Here is a 19,167-nt window from a genome sequence, read left to right as displayed (position 1 = left end):
CGTAGAACCAGTGAACCGTCCCGGGTTTGCCGGAGGCCTCAATCGTTGAGAGGATGGGGCAATGACCAAGAAGACGTCGAACCGCTATTCGCCTGAAGTCCGGCAGCGTGCGGTGCGGATGGTGCTGGACCATGGGGGCGACCACGCCTCTCAGTGGGCCGCGATTGGGTCGATCGCGGCCAAGATCGGCTGCACGGCCGAGGCGCTGCGGAAGTGGGTGCGGCAGGCCGAGCGCGATGCGGGCCAGAGGTCCGGAGCGTCGACGGAGGAGCGAGAGCGCATCAAGGGGCTGGAGCGCGAGGTCCGCGAGCTGCGGCAGGCCAATGAGATCCTACGCAAGGCTTCGGCGTATTTTGCGATGGCGGAGCTCGACCGCCGGTCGAAGCCATGATCACCTTCATCGACGATCACCGCGAGGTCTACGGTGTCGAGCCGATCTGCAGGATGCTGCGGATCGCTCCGTCGACCTACCATGCCCATGTCGCGCAGCGTGCTGATCCGACGCGGGCCTCGCCTCGAGCTCGGCAGGACCTGGTGCTCATGGCGCAGATCCGGCGGGTGCATGCGGCCAACTTCGGGGTCTACGGCGCCCGCAAGGTCTGGCGGCAGTTAGGCCGGGATGGCACCGCGATAGCCCGCTGCACGGTGGAACGCCTGATGCGGCGGATGGGGCTCTGTGGCGTTGTCCGCGGCAAAGAGACCAGGACCACGATCGCCGACAAGGCCTCGCCTTGCCCAGCGGACAAGGTGAACCGCCAGTTCCGGGCGCCGCACCCGAACGCCCTATGGGTGTCGGATTTCACCTACGTGGCGATCTGGCAGGGCTTCGTTTATGTGGCCTTCGTCATCGATGTGTTCGCCCGCCGCATCGTCGGCTGGCGGGTGTCGAGGACGGCACATGCGGACTTCGTCCTCGATGCCCTTGAGCAGGCGCTGCACGACCGCCGGCCGCTGAAGGGCGGGCTCATTCATCACAGCGACAGGGGCAGCCAATACGTTGCGATCCGCTACACCGAGCGCCTGCTCGAGGCCGGTATTGAACCCTCCGTCGGCAGCGTCGGCGACAGCTACGACAACGCGCTCGCCGAGACCGTCATCGGCCTGTTCAAGGCCGAGGTGATCCGCCGACGCGGCCCGTGGCACAACCTGGAGGCCGTCGAGTACGCCACCCTCGAGTGGGTGGACTGGTTCAACCACCGCCGTCTCCTCGAGCCGATCGGCAACATCCCGCCCGCCGAGGCCGAGGCGCGTTACTATGCCCGCCAGCAGGAGATTGCGGTGGCGGCCTGACTCAAGCTCATCGGCCTCCGGCAAACCCGGGACGGTTCAGTCGGGCCCGCGGCCAGCCAGACGCTCACCCCCGGCGGCGGTCCCGGGATCACCCGCGCAGCGCCGCCAGCACCCGCCGCAGGGCGACCAGGCTGACCTCATCCCCGACCCGCACCCGGATGCCGTCGGGCAGCTCGATCTCGATCGCCGCAGCTTTCCGGGATGAGGGTGGCGGCGCAGGTTCCAGTTCGGGCAGCACCTCGTCCTGACGATCGGCGACGGCAACGCGGACCGGCACGAACTCCGGGGTCGGCTCGGCCGCCAGCAGGCCATCCCGGGCTGGCGCCGCCACTGGAACACCAGGCTGCGGTAGATGCCGTGTCGAGCCGCCACCTCTGCCACTTGCACACCGGGCGCATCGCATTCGGCGAGAATGCGGAGCTTGTCGGCCACGCTCCAACGGCGCCGCCGCTCCGGCCCGGTGATGATCTCAACCGTCCCGCTGCCCATAACCTTACAGCTGACCTTACGCCCGCCGTTAAGGCCGCCAGCCTCAACAGACGTCAACGGCCAGGGAAGGCGCCCGAGGCCGGACGCTTACCGTTCACCCCAACCGAGTGTGCCATCTACTTTGCCGCCGCAGGCTACGATGCAGACTAATCGGAAAACGCTTTAGGTCGGTTGATTGCTGCTGCGCGTTACAAGACGATTGCTACCGCGCAGCCACGCCGGAGGTACGAGGATGATCAGCCGACGCGTTTTGATTGGGGGTACTGCCCTTGCCCTTCCGGGTCTCTCGGCTGCCCAGAGCCAGGCCCCTGACTTCCCCACGCGCCCGGTTCGCATCGTTGTGCCTTTTGCGCCGGGCGGCGCCGTGGATCTCACCGGCCGCTTCCTGGCCGAGCGGCTCCAGACCACACTCGGGCAGAATGTGCTGGTGGAAAATCGCGGCGGGGCTGGTGGCAACCTTGGTGCCGATGTCGTCGCCAAGGGAGAAAAGGACGGATACACGCTGCTGCTCGGCTCGGCTTCGATCCTGTGCGCCAACAAGTTCCTGTACCGCCGCTCGATGCCGCTGGACCCAGCGCGTGATTTGGCGCCGGTCACGCGGGTGACCACCGGGACGGTGCTGCTGATCGTGAACTCGGACCGGCCCTGGAAGACCTTCGGCGAGCTCATCGCAGCCGCGAAGCGCGACCCAGGCAAGCTTAACATGGGCTCATCCGGCACCGGCACGGTCAGTCACCTGGCGATCGAGTCGCTGAAGCGCGCGGCGGAGGTGGACATCACCCACGTGCCCTATCGCGGCGGCGGTCCGGCCTTTCAGGACCTGTATGCGGGGAACATCGACATGATGTTCGATGTGATCCCGGCCGCGATGCCGAACGTGCGCGAGGGCAAGTTCCGTCCCTTGGCAGTCGGCAGCGCCGAGCGCATCACCTATGTCCCCGAGCTGCGCAACGTGCCGGGGATGCGCGAGCTGCTGCCGGATTCCGGCATCGATATGCAGAGCTGGTACGCGATCAACGCGCCGGCCGGTACGCCTGAGGGCCGCATCGGCCTCCTGCATCGCGCCATCACTCAGATCGTCCGGTCGGATGAATTCCGGAAGCGCATGGAGCCGATCGGCTTCACGCCGATCGCGGATGACCTCGCCCGCAGCCTTCGGCGCGTATATGCGCGAGCAGGAGCAGGTCTGGCAGAAGCTCGTGGAGATCTCTGGGGCGACACTCGACTGACGTTGGCCCGCCCCCGGTCTAGGCGCCTGTGCGCATCCCCAGGTGCTCGGCCGCCCTGGCCGGGTCACCGTGCAGGTCGGGCCTCATGGCCCGTCGGCGGGATCGTAGAGCACTCCGGCGGCAGCGAAACCGCCATCCACGTTCAGCACGTGGCCGGTGACGAAGCCGGATTCCTCGGAACACAGGAAAGCCACGGCTGCCGCGATCTCCGCCGGGGTCGCGTAGCGTTGCAAGGCCATGTGGTTGAGGAAGGCTGCCCGCTGCCTCGGGTCATGCGCGGTGCGGGCGACCTGGGTTGGGCCGGGCGCGACGCAGTTGACCAGGATACCGTGCGGCGCGAGTTCCATCGCCAGTACCTGGGTCAGGTTGATGATGCCGGCCTTGCTCGCGCCATAGGCCACCCGCCCTGTTCCCGCGAACTGGCCTGAGACCGAGGATGTGGTGACGATGCGTCCTCCCTGGGCATGCCGTACCATGGCCCGGGCCGCGGCCTGGGCGGTCACGAAGCACCCTGTGAGATTGGTACGGATTACCCGCTCGAAGGCCGCGCGCGACATCTCGAGCGCCGGCACGCGGTCGGTGATGCCGGCATTGCACACCGCCAGCCGCAGCGGGCCGAAGCGGGCCTCCACCTCGGCCAGTGCGGCGGCGGCCTGGTCCTCCTCCACCACGTCGAGTGTGAAGGGGCGGCGCGCAACCCGGTGGCCGTGATCTCCGCGGCCACGCGCTGCGCCCGGTCCGGCAGCAGGTCGGCGACCAGCACGGCCGCACCATCGCGCGCCAGGCGATGCGCGATGGCCTCGCCGATGCCGGCGCCTCCGCCGGTCACCAGGGCTACGTCACCGGCGAGCCTCATGCCGCGTCCTCCTCGATGGCAATGACCCGGGCGGGGGCACCATCGCTGTCCGGCAGCTTGACCGGCAGGGCGACCACGAGGCTGCGTGGCGCCCGCAAGGCCCCGGTGTTGCGCAGGTACTCGAACATGATCACGCCCCGCTGCAGCAGGTGGTAGTGCGTGACGTGCTCGGGCAGTGGTGGGCGCGCCTCGCCGGTCAGGAAGAACCGGATGCAGTAGTCCTGCGGGAAGTCGAACCCGATCGCCTTGATGCCGGCCTCGCGCAGCCGGATCGCGGCCTCCGCCGTCATCCATGGCGCGCGGGCCCAGAAATTGGGCGTAGCGATGTCGGCCCGCTCGTCCCAGCGGGTCTTCAGGATGGCGATGTCGCCAGGCCGGAGATGCGCCCCGGCCGCCGCGATCCGCTCGCCGGTGATGGCCGTGTTCTCCGGCACGTCGGAGAGGTCGAGGATCGCCGCGTCGCCCACCGTCATGTCGAGCGAGATGGCATCGGTGGTAAAGCCTTCCGGGTCCACGTGGCGCGGGCTGTCCATATGGGTGAAGCCGTGCACGATCCAGCCGGCCCAGGTCGCCTGTCCGGCACCCTCGGCGTGCGACTTGTGCAGCCGGCGCTCGACCGGCCAGCGGAAATGCCCGGTGGTGACCGGGGTCGAGAGGTCAATCAGGCGGCGTGTCATGGGTCAGTCCTTCCAGGGCCGGTCCCGCCAGAGAAGGCGAAGGCGCTCGGCTTCCTCCTCCACCAGGCGGGTGAAGCCGGCGCCGTCCATGCGGCGCAACGGCTGGTACAGCCGGCCAGCCTCGGCCTGCCAGGCGGGATCGTCCATGGTGGCGAGCAGCGCCGCCTCGAGCCGGGCGCGGAGGGGTGCCGGCGTGCCCGCCGGGACCGCCAGCCCGCGCACGACGCCGCCAGTCAGGTCGAAGCCCTGCTCGCGGAAGGTGGGGATGTCCGGGGCCAACGTGGTTCGCGCCGGCGCGGCCTGGGCCAGCGGGCGGACCTGACCCTGTTTCACGAGTTCCAAGCTTTCCCCGATGTTCATCGCCGCCACCGTGATGTGGCGCCCGAGCAGCGCGGTGATGGTCGGCGCCTGGCCGGCGAAGGGGACATGCACGAGTCGGGTGCCGATCAGTCGTTCGAAGCCCAGCATCAGCAGGTGGTCGTCGGAGCCGATGCCGGCGGTGCCGACCGCGACCTTGTCCGGGTTGGCACGCGCGTGGTCGGCGAGTTCGGCGAGGCCGCGCAGCGGGCTGTCGGGTGCGACGAAGAAACCGCCGGGATCGTCCACGACGCTGCCGAGGAAGGCGAAGTCCTGCCGCCGGTAGCGCGGCGTGCGCTCGATGGTGATCGTCTGCAGGCTCGGGACGATAACGACGCCGACGGTGAGGCCATCGGGTGGGGCGCCGGCCAGCGCGGTGTAGCCGATCTCGGCGCCGGCCCCCGGACGGTTCAGCACGACGAAGCGTGCTCCGGGCAAGTACCGCTCGAGATAAGGCACCATCGCTCGGGCCATCACGTCGGTGCCGCCGCCGGGCGGGAAGGGTACGATGAAGCTGATGGGCCGTTCGCCCGGCCAGCTGCCCTGCCCGAGGGCCACGAGCGGCGCGCCTGCCAAGCCAGCCGCGACTAGGCTCCGGCGGGTGATGCTGGGCATGAGCAGCCGTTCCTCCCCATTTATGATCAGCCTAGCCAGCCCGCCGCGACTCGCCTAGCCAAGAGCGTGTTGGCGCGCTGTGCTGTCGGACCACCGATCGGGAAGCCGAAATGTCGAGCACTAAACCTGGCCGCACGCTGGAGACCTCGCTCTATGCCGCGGTCAAGGCACATCTTGAGCGGCTCGGCTACGAGGCGAAGGGCGAGGTCTGCGGCTGCGACATCGTTGCCGTCCGGCCCGGTGAACCGCCCTTCCTGGTCATTACCGAGCTCAAGCTCGGACTTACGCTGGAACTGATCCTGCAAGGGGTCGACCGCCTGGCCGCGGCTGACGAGGTCTGGCTCGCGGTGCGGGCCACCCGCCGTGGACGCGACCGCGATGGCCGCGCGCACAAGCTCTGCCGGCTGCTCGGCTTCGGCCTCCTCGCGGTCGACCCGGCGCGGCGCTTGGTCGAGGTGCTAGCCGAGCCCGGCCCTACCGGCCGCGGACAAACGCCGAGCGCCGGTCTCTCCTGCTCAGCGAACACCAGCGCAGGCGCGGCGATCCGGCCGTCGGAGGCTCGTCGCGGCAGCCCGTCATGACGGCCTACCGCCAGCGCGTCCTGGACTGCGCAGGGGCACTATGCGCAGGTCCGAAGCGGCCGCGCGACCTGCGGGAGGTCGCACCTGATGCTGCTGCGATCTTGCTCAGGAACGTCTACGGCTGGTTCGAGCGGGAAGCCCGTGGCGTGTACCGACTTTCACCGGCCGGCTCGGCGGGCCTCCTCCGTTGGGCAACGGCTGAAGCCAGCAGCAGGGTCAACGCTGCGCACTCGTCATCCGCTGAAGCCGCCATCCTAGCGGCCCCGGTCGCGGCAGCAGGTAGCTGACGCCGCACCGCCGCGCGAGGCCGGCACTACTGAGACTAGCTCACCGACCGCGGTCGGGCGCGGTGCCGAGCATAAGGGCCAGCAGGCCGCCCGGTGGTACCGCAGCAAGCCGCGCCAGCCGATTGGCCTTGATCTGCGCAAGATGGTGCGGGTGGTCGTAACGGAGATGGCAACGCTGGCACCACGCCCGCAGCTTGTCCGGTGAGACGTTCTCGAGCCGGTGGTCCAGATGGGCGGCGCCGAGGATGACTGTCGAGCCTGAGGCCGGGTGCGGCTTGCCCTGCTCAGCGCCAAAGGCCTCGCAGCGGTACCCGGCGCGGGTGATCACCCAGCGGCTGATCCGTTTCCAGTTCCGGGGATAGCGGGCGCGCAAGGCGCGGCGGTAGGCCCTCGCTTCCGGGCTCATGCGCGGCGCTCCGCCGAGCGACGCGCGGCGGCTGGTGTCATGGCTGAGATCTCCTAGACCGCCCCCGGCCGTCGGTGCCCGTCACTGGCCAGAGCCCCGCCGGCAGGACCGGACGGGGTAGCGCGAGGAAATGCCGCCGAGGCGCGCGAGGATCTCCTCAGAGGTGCGCCCGTGCCAAGCCAGAAGGGCGGGACTTCCCCAGCAGTTCAGCGCGTGAGAGTCACTCGGAGTGATCTGACGATGCTGTTGACGGCGCCCCGTGTACCATGCTGCGCTCAAACACGGCGATCGCAGGCTGATAGCGAAATAGGTGCATGGCCTTGAGCGATCACATGCTGAAGCCGCTTCCCGGATAAGCTGGAGGAATAGTGCTGAACGGCATGCCTAAGCGCGAAATGCACCTTCTGGCGTACCTGAAGACAGGCCCTACGGGCATGCATGTCGGGGCTTGGCGTCATCCCGACAGCAGGCTCGACAACATCCTAGAGCCTAGCCGTTACGAGCACATCGCCCGGGTCCTCGAGGCCGGAAGGTTCGACGGCTGCTTCTTCGCCGACCTGTTCGGCCTCTACGACATCCACCAGGGCGGTTTCGACACCTACATCCAGCGTGGCGGGCAGATCAGCTTCCTCGACCCCATGGTCGTGCTGCCGCTAATGGCGCGGGTGACGGAGCATCTCGGCCTTGGCGCCACGCTCTCCACCAGCTTCCACAGCGCCTACCACTTGGCCCGCCTGCTCGGCTCGCTTGACGTGCTGAGCAAGGGCCGCGTCGCCTGGAACGTGGTGACCTCCGCCACTGACCTCGAAGCACGCAATTTCGGCATCGATGCTTTGCCGCCGAAGGACCTGCGCTACGACATCGCCGACGAGGTGCTTGAGGCCTGTTTCGCCCTTTGGGATTGCTGGGAGAACGGCGTCTTCGTCCTCGACAAGGAGCGCGGGGTTTTCGGCGACCCGGGCCGCATCCGCTACGCCAACTATGCTGGCCAGCACGTGCGCAGCCGCGGTCCGCTGTCGATCCCGCGCTCGCCGCAGGGCCGCCCGGTGATCATGCAGGCCGGCGCTTCGGAGCGCGGCCGCGATTTCGCCGCGCGCTGGGCCGAGGCGATCTTCGCCGCGCAGAACAGCCAGGCGGCCATGACCGAGTTCTACGGCGACGTGAAGGGCCGCATGGCGACGCGCGGCCGGGCGCCCGAGGAATGCCTCATCCTGCAGGGCCTGACCGTCGTGCTCGGGGAGACCGAGGCTATCGCCCGGGAAAAGGCCGACCACCTCGATTCCCTGATCGATCCCGAGATCGGCTCTCGCCGCAAGCTCCAGCGGATTGGCCGTCGACCTCGCCAGGGTCGGGAAGGAGGGTGTGGCCGAGGCGCGGGGCAACCAGGGCATGGACGGGATGCAGCAGCGGATCGAGCAGCAGATGCGGGATGAGGGCCTGACCTTCGACCAGGCGGTCCGCCGCGGCAGCCGCTTCACGCTGGTCGGCACGCCGGCTATGGTCGCCGACCGAATGCAGGCCCTGTTCGAGGCGAAGGCCTGCGACGGATTCGTGGTCGCGCCGACCGTATTCCCCGGCATCTTCGAGGAGGTCGCCGCCACCCTGGTGCCGGAGTTGCAGCGGCGCGGCGTGTTTCGCCAGGCCTACACCGGCCGCACGCTCCGCGAGAACTTGCTCGGCACCCCTGGGTGATGCCGCGCGGCTGCTTCCCGCCGCGCCACAACTATTCGCGCTCGATGCCGGCCAGCCGCACGACCTCGGCCCAGCGCGCGCGTCGGCCGCCAGCAGGCGGTCCATATCCTCCGGCGGCCCGCCGACCGGCTCGGCTCCCCAGGTCGCAAGGCGGTCGCGGATGTCGCGGCGCAGGAGCAGACGGTCGATTTCGGCGGCGATGCTGCGGCGGATCTCCATCGGCGTGCCGGCCGGCGCGGCATAGCCCAGCCAAGCCGCGGCCTCGTAGCCGGGAATGCCAGCTTCCTGCATGGTCGGCACATCTGGCAGCAGAGCGAAGCGGCGGGTGCCGCCCACTGCCAGCGGCCGCAGCGTACCGGCGCGGAAATCCTCAAGGAAGGAGGGCGCCTGTTCGATGACGCAGCTGGATGCGGCCCGCCAGCAGGTCAGTGCGGGCTGGTGCGCCGCCGCGATACTGCACCATCTCCATCTCGACGCCGCCTGCCAGCGTGCGGAACATCTCGACCGTCAGCCGCGACGCCATGCCGGATGTGGCGAAGTTCACGCTGCCCCGGCGGCTGCGGGCGAGTGCCAGGAATTCCTGCACCGTGCCAACGCCGAGCGAGGCTGGCACAACCATCACGTAGGGGATCGTCGCCACCATCGAGACGCCGACGAGGTCGCGTTCCGGGCTGTAGGGCAGCGTCTTGTAGACGAAGGGGTTCACCGCCATCGGGCCGGGGCTGCCGGCCAGAAGCGTGTAGCCGTCGGGCGGGGCCTTCGCCACCGCGTCGGCGCCGAGTATGCCGAATGCCCCGGCGCGGTTCTCGACAGCGACCGGCTGACCGAGGGGGCGGCCAGATTATCGGCAATCAGCCGCGCGATCAGGTCGGTGGCGCCGCCCGGCGCGAAGGGAACGACGACCCGCAGCGGGCGCAGCGGCCAGGCCTGCGCCCAGGCTTCGGTTGCAATCCGGCCCGGCCCGGCGGCGGCGAGTAGTGCGAGGACCGCGCGGCGCGAAGGCGACATCAGCCTGCCACCACAGGGAAGAAGCGGTTGCTTGGCCGCGCGAGGCCAAGATTTTCGCGCAGCGTGCGGCCCTCATACTCCCGGCGGAACAGGCCACGGCGGCGAAGCTCCGGCAGGACCAAGCGGATGAAGCGCTCGAGCCCGGTCGGCACGACGGGTGCGGCGATCATGAAGCCGTCGCAGGCTTGGGTCCTGAACCATTCCTCCATCACATCGGCCACCTGCAGGGCGCTGCCCTTAAACCAATTGCCCGCCATCTGCGGCAGAATACGCTTGTAGGTCTGCCGCACCGTGAGGTTCTCGGCCGCCGCCATGGCGATGATGGCGCGGCCGATGCCGGTGGGGCCGACATGTTCGGCGGCGAAGACTGGCATAGGTCCGTCCAGCGGGTATTCGGCCATCCGCGCACCGACCATCTTCGAGAGATAGTCGAGCCCGACCGCCGGCGAGACGAGGTCTTCCAGCTCCTGGAACAAGGCCTCGGCCTCGGCCTCGGTCTCGCCGGTGAAGATGGTCACGCCGCTCAGCACCTTCAGGCTGTCCGCGGTGCGGCCGTACCGCGGCAGGCGCGACTTCAGGTCGGCATAGAGCCGGCGGGCATTGTCAATCGTACCCTCGATGGCGAAGACGCAGTCGGCTGTCGCGGCCGAAAGCTCCTTTCCGGTCTCCGACTGCCCGGCCGAGAAGATCACGGGGTGGCCTTGTGGCGGCCGCGGCGCGTTCAAAGGCCCGGCCACCTGGAAATGCTTGCCGCGATGGTTCAGCGCGTGCACGCGCGATGGATCGAGAAAGCGGCCGCTTGCCTTGTCCTGCGGGAAAGCGTCGTCTGCCCAACTGTCCCACAGCCCCTTCACCACACCGGCAAATTCCGCCGCACGTTCGTAGCGATCGTCGCGCGAGACATGCGCCTCGTGCGAGAAGTTCAACGCATCACCGGGATTGGAGGTGGTGACTAGGTTCCAGCCGGCACGGCCCTTGCTGAGGTGGTCGAGTGAGGCGAAGCGGCGCGCCACCGCGAAGGGCTCGTCATAGGTCGTCGTCGTGGTGGCGACGAGGCCGATATGCTGCGTCACCATCGCCAGCGCCGAGAGCAGCGTCACCGGCTCGAAGACCCCTGGCCGGTCCGAGGGGCTCGTGGCGGCGAAGAGGTCCGGCTTGTCGAGGTTGCGCACGCCATTGCCGTCGGCGAGGAAGAGCAGGTCGAACTTGCCGGCTTCTGCAATGCGGGCGAGGCGCACGGCATTCTCGAGATTGCTTGCCGGCCGGTCCCAGGCATCGGGGTGGCGCCACTCGCCGACATGGGAGCCCTGGGCATTGGCATTGGCGGCGAGGATCATCGGCATACCGGCGGCTCTCCTAGGCGTGTCGGCCCATGGTCGCGCGATGGCGCATCGGGTGGCAACCATCGAAGTGCCGGTCGTTGGGGCTGGTCGAGCAGCAGGGACGACCGCTTCCCGTCGCTGTGTGCGGCCAGCAGACCCGCCGCCGCTGGTCGAAGCTGAAGGAATGGCTCGCCCAGAGGTAGCACTTCGGCCAAAGCACCACGGCCGGAGCAAGAAGCCCAGGTCGATGCTGACCGTTGTCAACGTCCTCGGTTCGTGGTCGCCTCGTCATATCCTAGAATTGCGTGCCTCAGCCCAGGCGACCGCAGGCATGCCCTGCCGTGGGTATCAAGTTCGCTTTTGCCGCCAGCCATCGTTTAGGAGATCCAGCCCTCATGCGACGCCGCAGCTTTCTCCAAGTCGGGCTGACTGCCTCAATTGCAGCTCCTACCATCGCGCGAGGCCAGGGCGCGAAGGTGCTCAAGTTCGTGCCGCAAGCCGACCTCGCCGTGCTGGACCCGGTCTACGCGACGGCCTACGTGACCCGCAACCATGCCTTCCTTGTCTATGACACGCTGTATGGGCTGGACGAGAACTACCAGCCACATCCGCAGATGGTGGAGGGCCATGTCGTCGAAGATGACGGCAAGCTGTGGACGCTGACCCTGCGAGACGGGCTGATGTTCCACGATGGAAGCAAGGTCCTCGCGCGCGACGCGGTGGCCAGCATCCGCCGTTGGGCAGCGCGCGACGCGTTCGGTGCATCGCTATTGGCTGCGACCGACGAGTTGTCCGCACCGGACGACCGCCAGATCCGCTTCCGGCTCAACAAGCCTTTTCCCACCTTGCCTCTGGCACTCGGCCGCGGCAGCAACACGATGTTGCCGGTCATGCCGGAACGGCTGGCCCGAACCCCAGGCTCGCAGCAGGTCACGGAGATGATCGGCAGCGGGCCCTACCGCTTCCTCGCTGATGAGCGGGTCGCCGGCTCCCGTGCCGTGTACCGGCGCAATGACTCCTATGTGCCGCGCGGCAACGGCGTGGCCAGTTTCACTGCCGGGCCGAAGCTGGCCCATCTTGACCGCATCGAGTGGCACATCATCCCTGATGCGGCCACCGCCGCTGCCGCGCTGCAGGCGGGGAGGTGGACTGGTGGGAACAGCCGACCTCTGACCTGCTGCCCATCCTCAAGCGCAACCGCGGCATCACTACGGAGATCATCGACCGTGCCGGCAATATCGGCTTCCTGCGTCTGAATAGCCTCCACCCGCCCTTTGACCGACCGGGCGTCAAGGCGGCGTTGCTCGGTGCGGTCGACCAGGCCGATTTCATGCAGGCCGTGGTTGGCACCGACCCCGGGATGTGGAAGCAGCCTGCGGGCGTCTTTACCCCGGGCACCCCATTGGCCACCTCGGCTGGGCTCGAAGTGTTCACCCGGCCGCGCGACTATGACCAAGTGAAGCGCGACCTCGCATCCGCCGGCTATCGCGGGGAGAAGGTGACCTTCATCGCGGCCACCGACTTCCCGGCGGTGAACGCGCTCTGCGAGGTCAGCGCCGACATGCTGCGCAAGTCGGGCATCAACCTGGATTACCAGGCGCTGGACTGGGGCAGCGTAACCACGCGGCGCAACAACCAGGAAACGCCTGACAAGGGCGGCTGGAACGCGCACTGCACCTATACGGCCGGCTACGACCTGCTGAACCCCGGCTCCAACCCGTCGCTGAACGCCGTCGGTCGCGGCGGCTTCGTCGGATGGCCGACTAATCCCAAGCTAGCATCGCTGCGGTCGGCCTGGTTCGACGCGACGGACCTCGCCGCCCAGCAGCACATCTGCGCCGAGATCCAAGGCGAGTTCCTGCGCGATCCACCCTACATCCCTCTCGGGCAGTTCTTCCAGGCGACCGCGTATCGCAGCATTGTCACCAGCATCCCGCGCGGTGCCTTCTCCCTATTCTGGGGCATTCGAAAAGCGGCGTAGTCCGGCGTCCGGCGAAGACCCACGGCCGTGACAGAATGCCGCTCGCTCGCCATGGCAGCCGATGCCGCCTGCACAGGCTGAGAGAAACCCGCATTCAACCCCGGCCTAATTTTTGTTCGGCACACAACCTTCGCATGCAAGACATGATGATTGACGGGGCACCGATCCTCGAGAAGATCCTGTCATCATTGGTCAAGCGGTTCGGCAAGGCATGCACCCGGTAGAGGTCTTCGAACTGGTCGTCGGCATGTTCCTGGCGGTCCTGGTCCTGCAATACGTGGCCCTCCGCTTGCGGCTTCCACCGGCAGTCGCCCTTCTGCTGGGCGGCGGCGCGCTGGCCTTCGTTCCGGGCCTGCCGACCGTCGAGCTCGACCCGGAACTGGTGCTGGTCATCTTCCTGCCGCCGCTCCTGATGGATGGCGCCTGGTTCACGGCACTGGCTCCGTTCCGCCGCCATCTCGGCGGCATCACCTCGCTCGCAGTCGGTGCAGTGCTGTTCACGGCAGCCGTCGTCGCCATGGCCGCAAAGCTGATCCTGCCGGAGCTTCCCTGGGCGGCCTGCGTCGCCTTGGGCGCCATTGTCTCACCGCCCGATGCCGTGTCGGCCAGGGCGGTCCTGCAACGCGTCAAGCTGCCGCGCCGGCTCGGCACCCTGCTGGAAGGCGAAAGCCTCCTCAACGACGCGACCGGGCTCGTGCTGTTCCGCTTCGCCGTGGCGGCCGCGGCTACCGGCACATTCAGCCTCGGCGAGGCGGTCGGCAGCTTCGCCGTTCTGGTCGGCGGCGGCGTCGCGGTCGGCGGCGCGATCGGCGCGGCCTGGGTCCTGCTGCTCCGCCGGCTTGGTGACGACCAGCTGATGATCGCCGCCTCCGTGCTGGTATGCTGGGCAAGCTATCTCGCCGGCGAGACACTGCACGGGTCGGGCGTCATCGCCACGGTGACGGCGGGGCTGGTCTGCGGCTGGTACCAGCACGTCATCCTGACGGCGAGCGTGCGGATCCGCGCGCTGTCGTTCTGGCAGGTGATGATCTCCCTGCTCGAGGCAGCCGTATTCATCCTGATCGGCCTGTCGCTGCGGGGCGTAATCGACCGTGTCGGCGGGTTCGGCGTCGTCATGGAGGACATGGCCTGGTCGGTCGCGGCGATCATCGCGGCCGTGACGCTCGCCCGCTTCGCCTGGATCTTCGGCTCGGACGCCGTCCTGGCTTTGCTGCGCCGGGCTGGCTGGCGAGGGGCGGAGCCACTCGGCCCGAGGGCCGCCTGCGTGATGAGCTGGGCGGGCATGCGCGGCGTGGTGACGCTCGCAGTGGCATTAAGCCTGCCCGAGACCATGCCGGGGCGCGACCTGATGCTGGTGACGGCCTTCGCCGTCATCTTGCTGACGGTGCTCGTGCAGGGCATGACGCTCGGTCTCGTCATACGCCTTGCCGGGCTGCGGGAGGACGAGCGCAGCAGGCCGTCGCTCGACCTCTTCGCCGCAGAGGTCGCCATGCTCAGGGCCCAGTTCGCCGCGGTCGAGCGGATGGCCTATGCCGCCGACGGTTCGCTGCTCCATCCCCGCCTGCTCGACAGCTATCGGCGGCGGGCGACGCTCTCGGCGGACTTCCTCGGCAGCCCGGAGGAACGCGCCCAGAGCATCGCATCCCACTACGATGTCATCCTGGGCGCGGTCGCGGCCGGGCGCGCCGAGCTCGTCCGCCTGCATCGGGCGCAGCAGATCGACGACGAGACGCTGCACGACCTGGAGCGTGACCTCGACCTCGAGGAGCTCATTGCCATTGCCGCGAAGGGCTGATCCATGTCCGTCGGATTGAGCGGCCGCTTGCTGCCGGACCAGCCCGCCGGAAGCTCCGTACGGCGCCCATTTTTGGTCAATGCCGACGGCAACGCGCTCAACTGCCGATGTGAGAAGGGGAAATTAGCATGGCGTTGCTGATCTACGGGCTTGATACGGACGAGATCGGCACAGGGCGGAGCTGGCGCGATACGCTCGCTGAGCTGCTGCCAGACCTGGAGGTCCGCGTTTTTCCCGAGGTCGGAGAGACGTCAGAGATCACCTATCTCGCCTTCATGCGGCCCGACTTCGACGCCATCCCGCCACTGCCCAATCTCCGGGCAATGTTCAGCCGCTCCGCCGGGGTCGAGTCCTTCATCAATCACCCCAATTGCCGAAGGCGCCGCTCGGCAAAATCGAGCCTGCGGGCGGCGACCCGATGATGACCGAGTATGTTGTCATGCACGTGCTCCGCCTTCATCGCGAGATGCCTCGCTACCAGGAGGCGCAAGCTACACGCGAATGGCTGCGCCGACCCATTGTCCGACCCGATCAGCGCCGCATCGGTTTTCTCGGCCTTGGGCTGATGGCCAAGGCGCCGGCGCTGGTGCTGAAGTCGCTCGGCTTCCCAGTGTCGGCGTGGACGCGAAATCCAAAGTCGGAGCCAGAGATCCCGATCTTCCATGGCCCGGACCAGCTGGAGCCATTCCTGCGCCAGACCGACATCGCCGTGTGCCTGTTGCCGCTGACGCGCGAGACCGAGGGCATCCTGTGTGCCCGCACCTTCGCCATGATGCCAAGGGGCGGAATGGTGATCAACATCGGTCGCGGCAGGCACGTCGTCGACGCCGACCTGATAGCCGCGCTCGATCTCGGGTCAGCTCTCCTACGCTGCGCTCGACGCGCTGCATCCGGAGCCTTTGCCGCCGGATAGCCTATTGTGGGCGCATCCGAGGGTGACCGTGATGCCGCATGTCGCCCGACGTCCGACAGTGCGCCAGCTCGTGGCCGAGATCGCCGCGAACATCAGCAGCCTCGAGACCGGCGGTGGGCTGCTCCAGGAGATCGACAAGACGCTGGGGTATTGACAGGGGCGGAACAATGGAGTCGCCCGCGCGATTACCCACCTCACTGTGGTCTGGGCCCAGCCACCGCTGCCACGTAGTGTCATGATGCCCTGCTTAGTTAAAGCCCATGCTATTGCCACTTAGCCGGTGATGCCCTCGGCCAGCGGCCCTGCTTGGTGGTCGAAATCCGGTTGGGCCCGAATGCAATCCACGTGGCGTCGTGTAGCGCCGGCCGCATCAGCCCGCCTTGGCTGATCGCGTTGGAGGTCCAGCTTCCCCCGGCACCAGCCTTGTCAGAGCCAACTTGGCGGATGCGCCTCGGCACGCTGACCACGCGCCTCACTTTCCCAGACCGACGAGCGTCGTCAGGCCCTGCGACCACCTGTCAGGGTGTTGCGAGGTCTAGTCGGGCCAGACAGGGGTCATTAGGGTCAGGGCTGGAACACAGCCATGGGTGCGCGGGCCATTGGAGACAATTACGATCGTTCTGGTGCTGCTGCTCGCGGTCGTCGTGAGTGGCTGGGTTTCCAGGGCCATCCCTTGGTCCATCCCGCGACCACTGGTGCAGATCGCGCTCGGCGGGATCGTAGGGCTGGTGTCCAACCTGCGAGTCGAGCTCGACCCAGAGGTCTTTTTCCTGCTGTTCCTGCCGCCGCTGCTCTTCCTGGACGGTTGGCGCATTCCCAAGGAGGAGATGCTGCGCGACGCGGCCGCCATCCTCGAACTCGCCTTGGGGCTTGTGGTCTTCACGGTGCTCGGGGTCGGCTTCTTCATCCATTGGATGGTGCCGGCCATGCCCCTGCCGGTGGCCTTCGCGCTGGCCGCGGTGCTGTCGCCGACCGACCCTATCGCGGTGTCCTCCATCGCCGCCCGGGTGCCGATCCCGAAGCGGCTGATGCACATCCTGGAAGGCGAGTCGCTCCTCAATGATGCGTCGGGGCTCGTGTGCCTGCGATTTGCGGTCGCCGCGGTGCTGACTGGCGGATTTTCGCTCTATGACGCGGCGCTGAGCTTCCTGTGGGTCGCGCTAGGCGGCATCGCGGTCGGGTTCGTCGCTACGTTGGTCATCTCCCGCCTTAAGCGATGGGTTGCGCAGCAGGTTGGCGAGGAGAGCGGAACGCAGATCATCATCAGCCTGCTCATCCCCTTCGGCTCCTACCTGCTGGCGGAGCATCTGCATTGTTCCGGCATCCTCGCCGCCGTCGCGGCGGGTGTCACCATGAGCTACGCCGACGCGCAGGCGCCCACCCTCGCCTCTACTCGCATAGAGCGGCACACGGTCTGGGACACGATCCAGTTCGCCGCCAACGGCATCATCTTTGTCCTGCTCGGCGAGCAGCTTCCGGGGATCCTGGCAAATGCGGCAAGGACGGTGCAGGTGACAGGGCACCACGAGCCGGAGTGGTTGGTCGTCTATGTCCTGGCGATCACCGTCGCCCTGGCGGCGCTGCGCCTAGCCTGGGTCTACGTCTCGCTCAACTTCACTATCTACCGGGCGAGCCTGCAAGGGCGGACGATGCAGCATCCGCCTTGGCAATTGGTGGTCGCGACCTCACTGGCGGGGGTGCGTGGTGCGATCACCCTGGCGGGTGTGCTGACCCTGCCGCTGACCCTATCCGACGGCACTCCCTTTCCTGCGCGCGATTTGGCCATCCTGCTTGCCATGGGCGTGATCATTCTCTCGCTGGTCGCGGCCAGCATCGGACTGCCGCTGCTTCTGCAGGGGCTGCAGATGCCGGCAGACCACAGCTATGCGGAAGAGGAGGACCGCGGGCGTGTTGCAGCCGCTCAGGCGGCGATCACGGCGGTCGAACGCGTGCAGCACGCGCTCGCCATGGGACGGACCGATGCGGACGTGACCGTCGCCGCAGCCGCGCGGATCATGGAGTTCTACCGCTCCCGCATAGACCATCGGAGCGGCGACGGCGAGGCTGCGGCGCTAGCCCGACGAAGCGAGACGGCAGAGCGGGACATGATGCTCGCGGCGCTGAAGGCCGAGCGGGGCGCTATCGCCGGGCTGCTGCGCCAGAAAAGGATTGGCAGCGAGACGGCGAAGCGACTGATGCGCGAAGCCGATCTCCTCGAGCTTCGCTTCGGTGGCTGAGAGCCTCGTTAGACTTGCGCCGGGCGAATACCTTCGCGCTCAGGCATCCTCGGCGACGCGGTAGACCGTGCAGGAGCCCCTGTCACCCTGCTTGTGCGGTCAACTTGCGCCAGCACGCTGAACTGAACCGTCCCGGGTTTGCCGGAGGCCTCAATCGTTGAGAGGATGGGGCAATGACCAAGAAGACGTCGAACCGCTATTCGCCTGAAGTCCGGCAGCGTGCGGTGCGGATGGTGCTGGACCATGGGGGCGACCACGCCTCTCAGTGGGCCGCGATTGGGTCGATCGCGGCCAAGATCGGCTGCACGGCCGAGGCGCTGCGGAAGTGGGTGCGGCAGGCCGAGCGCGATGCGGGCCAGAGGTCCGGAGCGTCGACGGAGGAGCGAGAGCGCATCAAGGGGCTGGAGCGCGAGGTCCGCGAGCTGCGGCAGGCCAATGAGATCCTACGCAAGGCTTCGGCGTATTTTGCGATGGCGGAGCTCGACCGCCGGTCGAAGCCATGATCACCTTCATCGACGATCACCGCGAGGTCTACGGTGTCGAGCCGATCTGCAGGATGCTGCGGATCGCTCCGTCGACCTACCATGCCCATGTCGCGCAGCGTGCTGATCCGACGCGGGCCTCGCCTCGAGCTCGGCAGGACCTGGTGCTCATGGCGCAGATCCGGCGGGTGCATGCGGCCAACTTCGGGGTCTACGGCGCCCGCAAGGTCTGGCGGCAGTTAGGCCGGGATGGCACCGCGATAGCCCGCTGCACGGTGGAACGCCTGATGCGGCGGATGGGGCTCTGTGGCGTTGTCCGCGGCAAAGAGACCAGGACCACGATCGCCGACAAGGCCTCGCCTTGCCCAGCGGACAAGGTGAACCGCCAGTTCCGGGCGCCGCACCCGAACGCCCTATGGGTGTCGGATTTCACCTACGTGGCGATCTGGCAGGGCTTCGTTTATGTGGCCTTCGTCATCGATGTGTTCGCCCGCCGCATCGTCGGCTGGCGGGTGTCGAGGACGGCACATGCGGACTTCGTCCTCGATGCCCTTGAGCAGGCGCTGCACGACCGCCGGCCGCTGAAGGGCGGGCTCATTCATCACAGCGACAGGGGCAGCCAATACGTTGCGATCCGCTACACCGAGCGCCTGCTCGAGGCCGGTATTGAACCCTCCGTCGGCAGCGTCGGCGACAGCTACGACAACGCGCTCGCCGAGACCGTCATCGGCCTGTTCAAGGCCGAGGTGATCCGCCGACGCGGCCCGTGGCACAACCTGGAGGCCGTCGAGTACGCCACCCTCGAGTGGGTGGACTGGTTCAACCACCGCCGTCTCCTCGAGCCGATCGGCAACATCCCGCCCGCCGAGGCCGAGGCGCGTTACTATGCCCGCCAGCAGGAGATTGCGGTGGCGGCCTGACTCAAGCTCATCGGCCTCCGGCAAACCCGG

General features: G+C 67.8%; 19 protein-coding genes, 4 pseudogenes and 2 other annotated features. Of the genes and pseudogenes, 13 read left to right on the top strand and 10 right to left on the bottom strand.

Annotation, left to right across the window (positions count from 1 at the left end):
• Positions 1–61 precede the first annotated feature (61 nt).
• Positions 62–1,290 (top strand): IS3 family transposase gene (locus ACQ86J_RS08540; RefSeq protein ID WP_431270273.1). Its coding sequence is split into 2 segments (ribosomal slippage): positions 62–353 and positions 353–1,290, totalling 1,230 coding nucleotides; the frame shifts between segments, so codons are not numbered across the junction.
• Positions 346–462, top strand: a sequence feature (AL1L pseudoknot). It overlaps the preceding gene by 117 nt.
• 88 nt (positions 1,291–1,378) lie before the next feature.
• Here ACQ86J_RS08540 and ACQ86J_RS08535 read toward each other — a convergent pair.
• Both ACQ86J_RS08535 and ACQ86J_RS08530 read right to left on the bottom strand, forming a co-directional pair.
• Positions 1,379–1,621 carry a hypothetical protein gene (locus ACQ86J_RS08535; RefSeq protein WP_431272810.1) on the bottom strand — a complete coding sequence of 81 codons (243 nt, stop codon included), beginning with the start codon at positions 1,619–1,621 and terminating at the stop codon, positions 1,379–1,381.
• 47 nt (positions 1,622–1,668) lie between these two features.
• Positions 1,669–1,779, bottom strand: a pseudogene (locus ACQ86J_RS08530) (hypothetical protein); the annotation flags it as partial.
• Between the two features lie 232 nt (positions 1,780–2,011).
• Between ACQ86J_RS08530 and ACQ86J_RS08525 the strand changes: the two are divergent.
• Positions 2,012–2,860: pseudogene (locus ACQ86J_RS08525) on the top strand (Bug family tripartite tricarboxylate transporter substrate binding protein); the annotation flags it as partial.
• A 231-nt stretch (positions 2,861–3,091) separates the two neighbouring features.
• Here the strand turns inward: ACQ86J_RS08525 and ACQ86J_RS08520 are convergent.
• The 4 genes from ACQ86J_RS08520 to ACQ86J_RS08505 are packed head-to-tail and all read right to left on the bottom strand — an operon-like array spanning position 3,092 to position 5,513.
• Positions 3,092–3,640 carry an SDR family NAD(P)-dependent oxidoreductase gene (locus ACQ86J_RS08520; RefSeq protein WP_431272339.1) on the bottom strand — a complete coding sequence of 183 codons (549 nt, stop codon included), beginning with the start codon at positions 3,638–3,640 and terminating at the stop codon, positions 3,092–3,094.
• Positions 3,538–3,864: an SDR family NAD(P)-dependent oxidoreductase gene (locus ACQ86J_RS08515; RefSeq protein ID WP_431270777.1), complete on the bottom strand. Its 327-nt coding sequence runs from the start codon at positions 3,862–3,864 to the stop codon at positions 3,538–3,540. The genes ACQ86J_RS08520 and ACQ86J_RS08515 overlap by 103 nt, the downstream gene beginning before the upstream one ends.
• A complete protein-coding gene (locus ACQ86J_RS08510) occupies positions 3,861–4,541 on the bottom strand; it encodes a cyclase family protein (protein WP_431270776.1) in 681 nt (226 codons plus the stop codon). The genes ACQ86J_RS08515 and ACQ86J_RS08510 overlap by 4 nt, the downstream gene beginning before the upstream one ends.
• A gap of 3 nt (positions 4,542–4,544) precedes the next feature.
• On the bottom strand, positions 4,545–5,513 hold the full coding sequence (locus ACQ86J_RS08505; RefSeq protein WP_431270775.1) for a tripartite tricarboxylate transporter substrate binding protein: 969 nt from the start codon (positions 5,511–5,513) through the stop codon (positions 4,545–4,547).
• A gap of 110 nt (positions 5,514–5,623) precedes the next feature.
• On the opposite strand from ACQ86J_RS08505, the gene ACQ86J_RS08500 reads away from it, so the two are divergent.
• Positions 5,624–6,094 (top strand): hypothetical protein, encoded by a 471-nt coding sequence (locus ACQ86J_RS08500; protein ID WP_431270774.1) that lies wholly within the window; start codon positions 5,624–5,626, stop codon positions 6,092–6,094.
• Entirely contained in the window at positions 6,025–6,381 is a 357-nt protein-coding gene (locus ACQ86J_RS08495) for a DUF2161 family putative PD-(D/E)XK-type phosphodiesterase (RefSeq protein ID WP_431272338.1), read from the top strand. Before ACQ86J_RS08500 ends, ACQ86J_RS08495 begins: the two co-directional genes overlap by 70 nt.
• A gap of 40 nt (positions 6,382–6,421) precedes the next feature.
• Here ACQ86J_RS08495 and ACQ86J_RS08490 read toward each other — a convergent pair whose 3' ends face one another.
• Positions 6,422–6,787 carry a hypothetical protein gene (locus ACQ86J_RS08490; RefSeq protein WP_431270773.1) on the bottom strand — a complete coding sequence of 122 codons (366 nt, stop codon included), beginning with the start codon at positions 6,785–6,787 and terminating at the stop codon, positions 6,422–6,424.
• A 434-nt stretch (positions 6,788–7,221) separates the two neighbouring features.
• On the opposite strand from ACQ86J_RS08490, the gene ACQ86J_RS08485 reads away from it, so the two are divergent.
• Both ACQ86J_RS08485 and ACQ86J_RS08480 read left to right on the top strand, forming a co-directional pair.
• Entirely contained in the window at positions 7,222–8,220 is a 999-nt protein-coding gene (locus tag ACQ86J_RS08485) for an NtaA/DmoA family FMN-dependent monooxygenase (RefSeq protein ID WP_431270772.1), read from the top strand.
• A complete protein-coding gene (locus ACQ86J_RS08480; RefSeq protein ID WP_431272809.1) occupies positions 8,186–8,479 on the top strand; it encodes a hypothetical protein in 294 nt (97 codons plus the stop codon). Before ACQ86J_RS08485 ends, ACQ86J_RS08480 begins: the two co-directional genes overlap by 35 nt.
• A 144-nt stretch (positions 8,480–8,623) precedes the next feature.
• Here the strand turns inward: ACQ86J_RS08480 and ACQ86J_RS08475 are convergent.
• The 3 genes and pseudogenes from ACQ86J_RS08475 to ACQ86J_RS08465 form a co-directional block, all read right to left on the bottom strand.
• Positions 8,624–8,815 (bottom strand): annotated as a pseudogene (locus tag ACQ86J_RS08475) (tripartite tricarboxylate transporter substrate-binding protein); the annotation flags it as partial.
• 34 nt (positions 8,816–8,849) lie between these two features.
• Positions 8,850–9,263, bottom strand: a complete 414-nt coding sequence (locus ACQ86J_RS08470; RefSeq protein WP_431272337.1) for a Bug family tripartite tricarboxylate transporter substrate binding protein — start codon at positions 9,261–9,263, stop codon at positions 8,850–8,852.
• Between the two features lie 223 nt (positions 9,264–9,486).
• A complete protein-coding gene (locus tag ACQ86J_RS08465; RefSeq protein ID WP_431270771.1) occupies positions 9,487–10,830 on the bottom strand; it encodes an LLM class flavin-dependent oxidoreductase in 1,344 nt (447 codons plus the stop codon).
• 374 nt (positions 10,831–11,204) lie between these two features.
• Between ACQ86J_RS08465 and ACQ86J_RS08460 the strand changes: the two are divergent.
• The 7 genes and pseudogenes from ACQ86J_RS08460 (at position 11,205) to ACQ86J_RS08430 (ending at position 19,137) form a co-directional block, all read left to right on the top strand.
• A pseudogene (locus tag ACQ86J_RS08460) lies at positions 11,205–12,790 on the top strand (ABC transporter substrate-binding protein).
• 211 nt (positions 12,791–13,001) lie between these two features.
• Positions 13,002–14,585 (top strand): Na+/H+ antiporter, encoded by a 1,584-nt coding sequence (locus tag ACQ86J_RS08455; RefSeq protein WP_431270770.1) that lies wholly within the window; start codon positions 13,002–13,004, stop codon positions 14,583–14,585.
• 128 nt (positions 14,586–14,713) lie between these two features.
• Positions 14,714–15,007 (top strand): hypothetical protein, encoded by a 294-nt coding sequence (locus ACQ86J_RS08450; protein WP_431270769.1) that lies wholly within the window; start codon positions 14,714–14,716, stop codon positions 15,005–15,007.
• Complete coding sequence (locus ACQ86J_RS08445) at positions 15,004–15,498, top strand: NAD(P)-dependent oxidoreductase (RefSeq protein ID WP_431270768.1); 495 nt, start codon at positions 15,004–15,006, stop codon at positions 15,496–15,498. Before ACQ86J_RS08450 ends, ACQ86J_RS08445 begins: the two co-directional genes overlap by 4 nt.
• Complete coding sequence (locus ACQ86J_RS08440; protein WP_431270767.1) at positions 15,485–15,652, top strand: hypothetical protein; 168 nt, start codon at positions 15,485–15,487, stop codon at positions 15,650–15,652. Before ACQ86J_RS08445 ends, ACQ86J_RS08440 begins: the two co-directional genes overlap by 14 nt.
• 469 nt (positions 15,653–16,121) lie before the next feature.
• Positions 16,122–17,735: a Na+/H+ antiporter gene (locus tag ACQ86J_RS08435; protein WP_431270766.1), complete on the top strand. Its 1,614-nt coding sequence runs from the start codon at positions 16,122–16,124 to the stop codon at positions 17,733–17,735.
• A gap of 173 nt (positions 17,736–17,908) precedes the next feature.
• A protein-coding gene (locus tag ACQ86J_RS08430) for an IS3 family transposase (RefSeq protein ID WP_431270273.1) occupies positions 17,909–19,137 on the top strand; the annotation gives its coding sequence in 2 pieces (ribosomal slippage) (positions 17,909–18,200 and positions 18,200–19,137; 1,230 coding nt in all).
• Positions 18,193–18,309 (top strand) — a sequence feature (AL1L pseudoknot). It overlaps the preceding gene by 117 nt.
• Positions 19,138–19,167: the final 30 nt, after the last annotated feature.

It is taken from the genome of Dankookia sp. P2 (assembly GCF_050632255.1).
Taxonomy (GTDB): domain Bacteria; phylum Pseudomonadota; class Alphaproteobacteria; order Acetobacterales; family Acetobacteraceae; genus Paracraurococcus.
This window is presented reverse-complemented; position numbering and strand designations above follow the sequence as displayed.

Coding starts and splice junctions, on each gene's coding strand:
- ACQ86J_RS08515 (WP_431270777.1), bottom strand. CDS start 3,864: ATGAGGCTCGCCGGTGACGTAGCCCTGGTGACCGGCGGAGGCGCCGGC.
- ACQ86J_RS08510 (WP_431270776.1), bottom strand. CDS start 4,541: ATGACACGCCGCCTGATTGACCTCTCGACCCCGGTCACCACCGGGCAT.
- ACQ86J_RS08505 (WP_431270775.1), bottom strand. CDS start 5,513: ATGCCCAGCATCACCCGCCGGAGCCTAGTCGCGGCTGGCTTGGCAGGC.
- ACQ86J_RS08500 (WP_431270774.1), top strand. CDS start 5,624: ATGTCGAGCACTAAACCTGGCCGCACGCTGGAGACCTCGCTCTATGCC.
- ACQ86J_RS08490 (WP_431270773.1), bottom strand. CDS start 6,787: ATGAGCCCGGAAGCGAGGGCCTACCGCCGCGCCTTGCGCGCCCGCTAT.
- ACQ86J_RS08485 (WP_431270772.1), top strand. CDS start 7,222: ATGCATGTCGGGGCTTGGCGTCATCCCGACAGCAGGCTCGACAACATC.
- ACQ86J_RS08480 (WP_431272809.1), top strand. CDS start 8,186: ATGCAGCAGCGGATCGAGCAGCAGATGCGGGATGAGGGCCTGACCTTC.
- ACQ86J_RS08465 (WP_431270771.1), bottom strand. CDS start 10,830: ATGCCGATGATCCTCGCCGCCAATGCCAATGCCCAGGGCTCCCATGTC.
- ACQ86J_RS08455 (WP_431270770.1), top strand. CDS start 13,002: ATGCACCCGGTAGAGGTCTTCGAACTGGTCGTCGGCATGTTCCTGGCG.
- ACQ86J_RS08450 (WP_431270769.1), top strand. CDS start 14,714: ATGGCGTTGCTGATCTACGGGCTTGATACGGACGAGATCGGCACAGGG.
- ACQ86J_RS08445 (WP_431270768.1), top strand. CDS start 15,004: ATGATGACCGAGTATGTTGTCATGCACGTGCTCCGCCTTCATCGCGAG.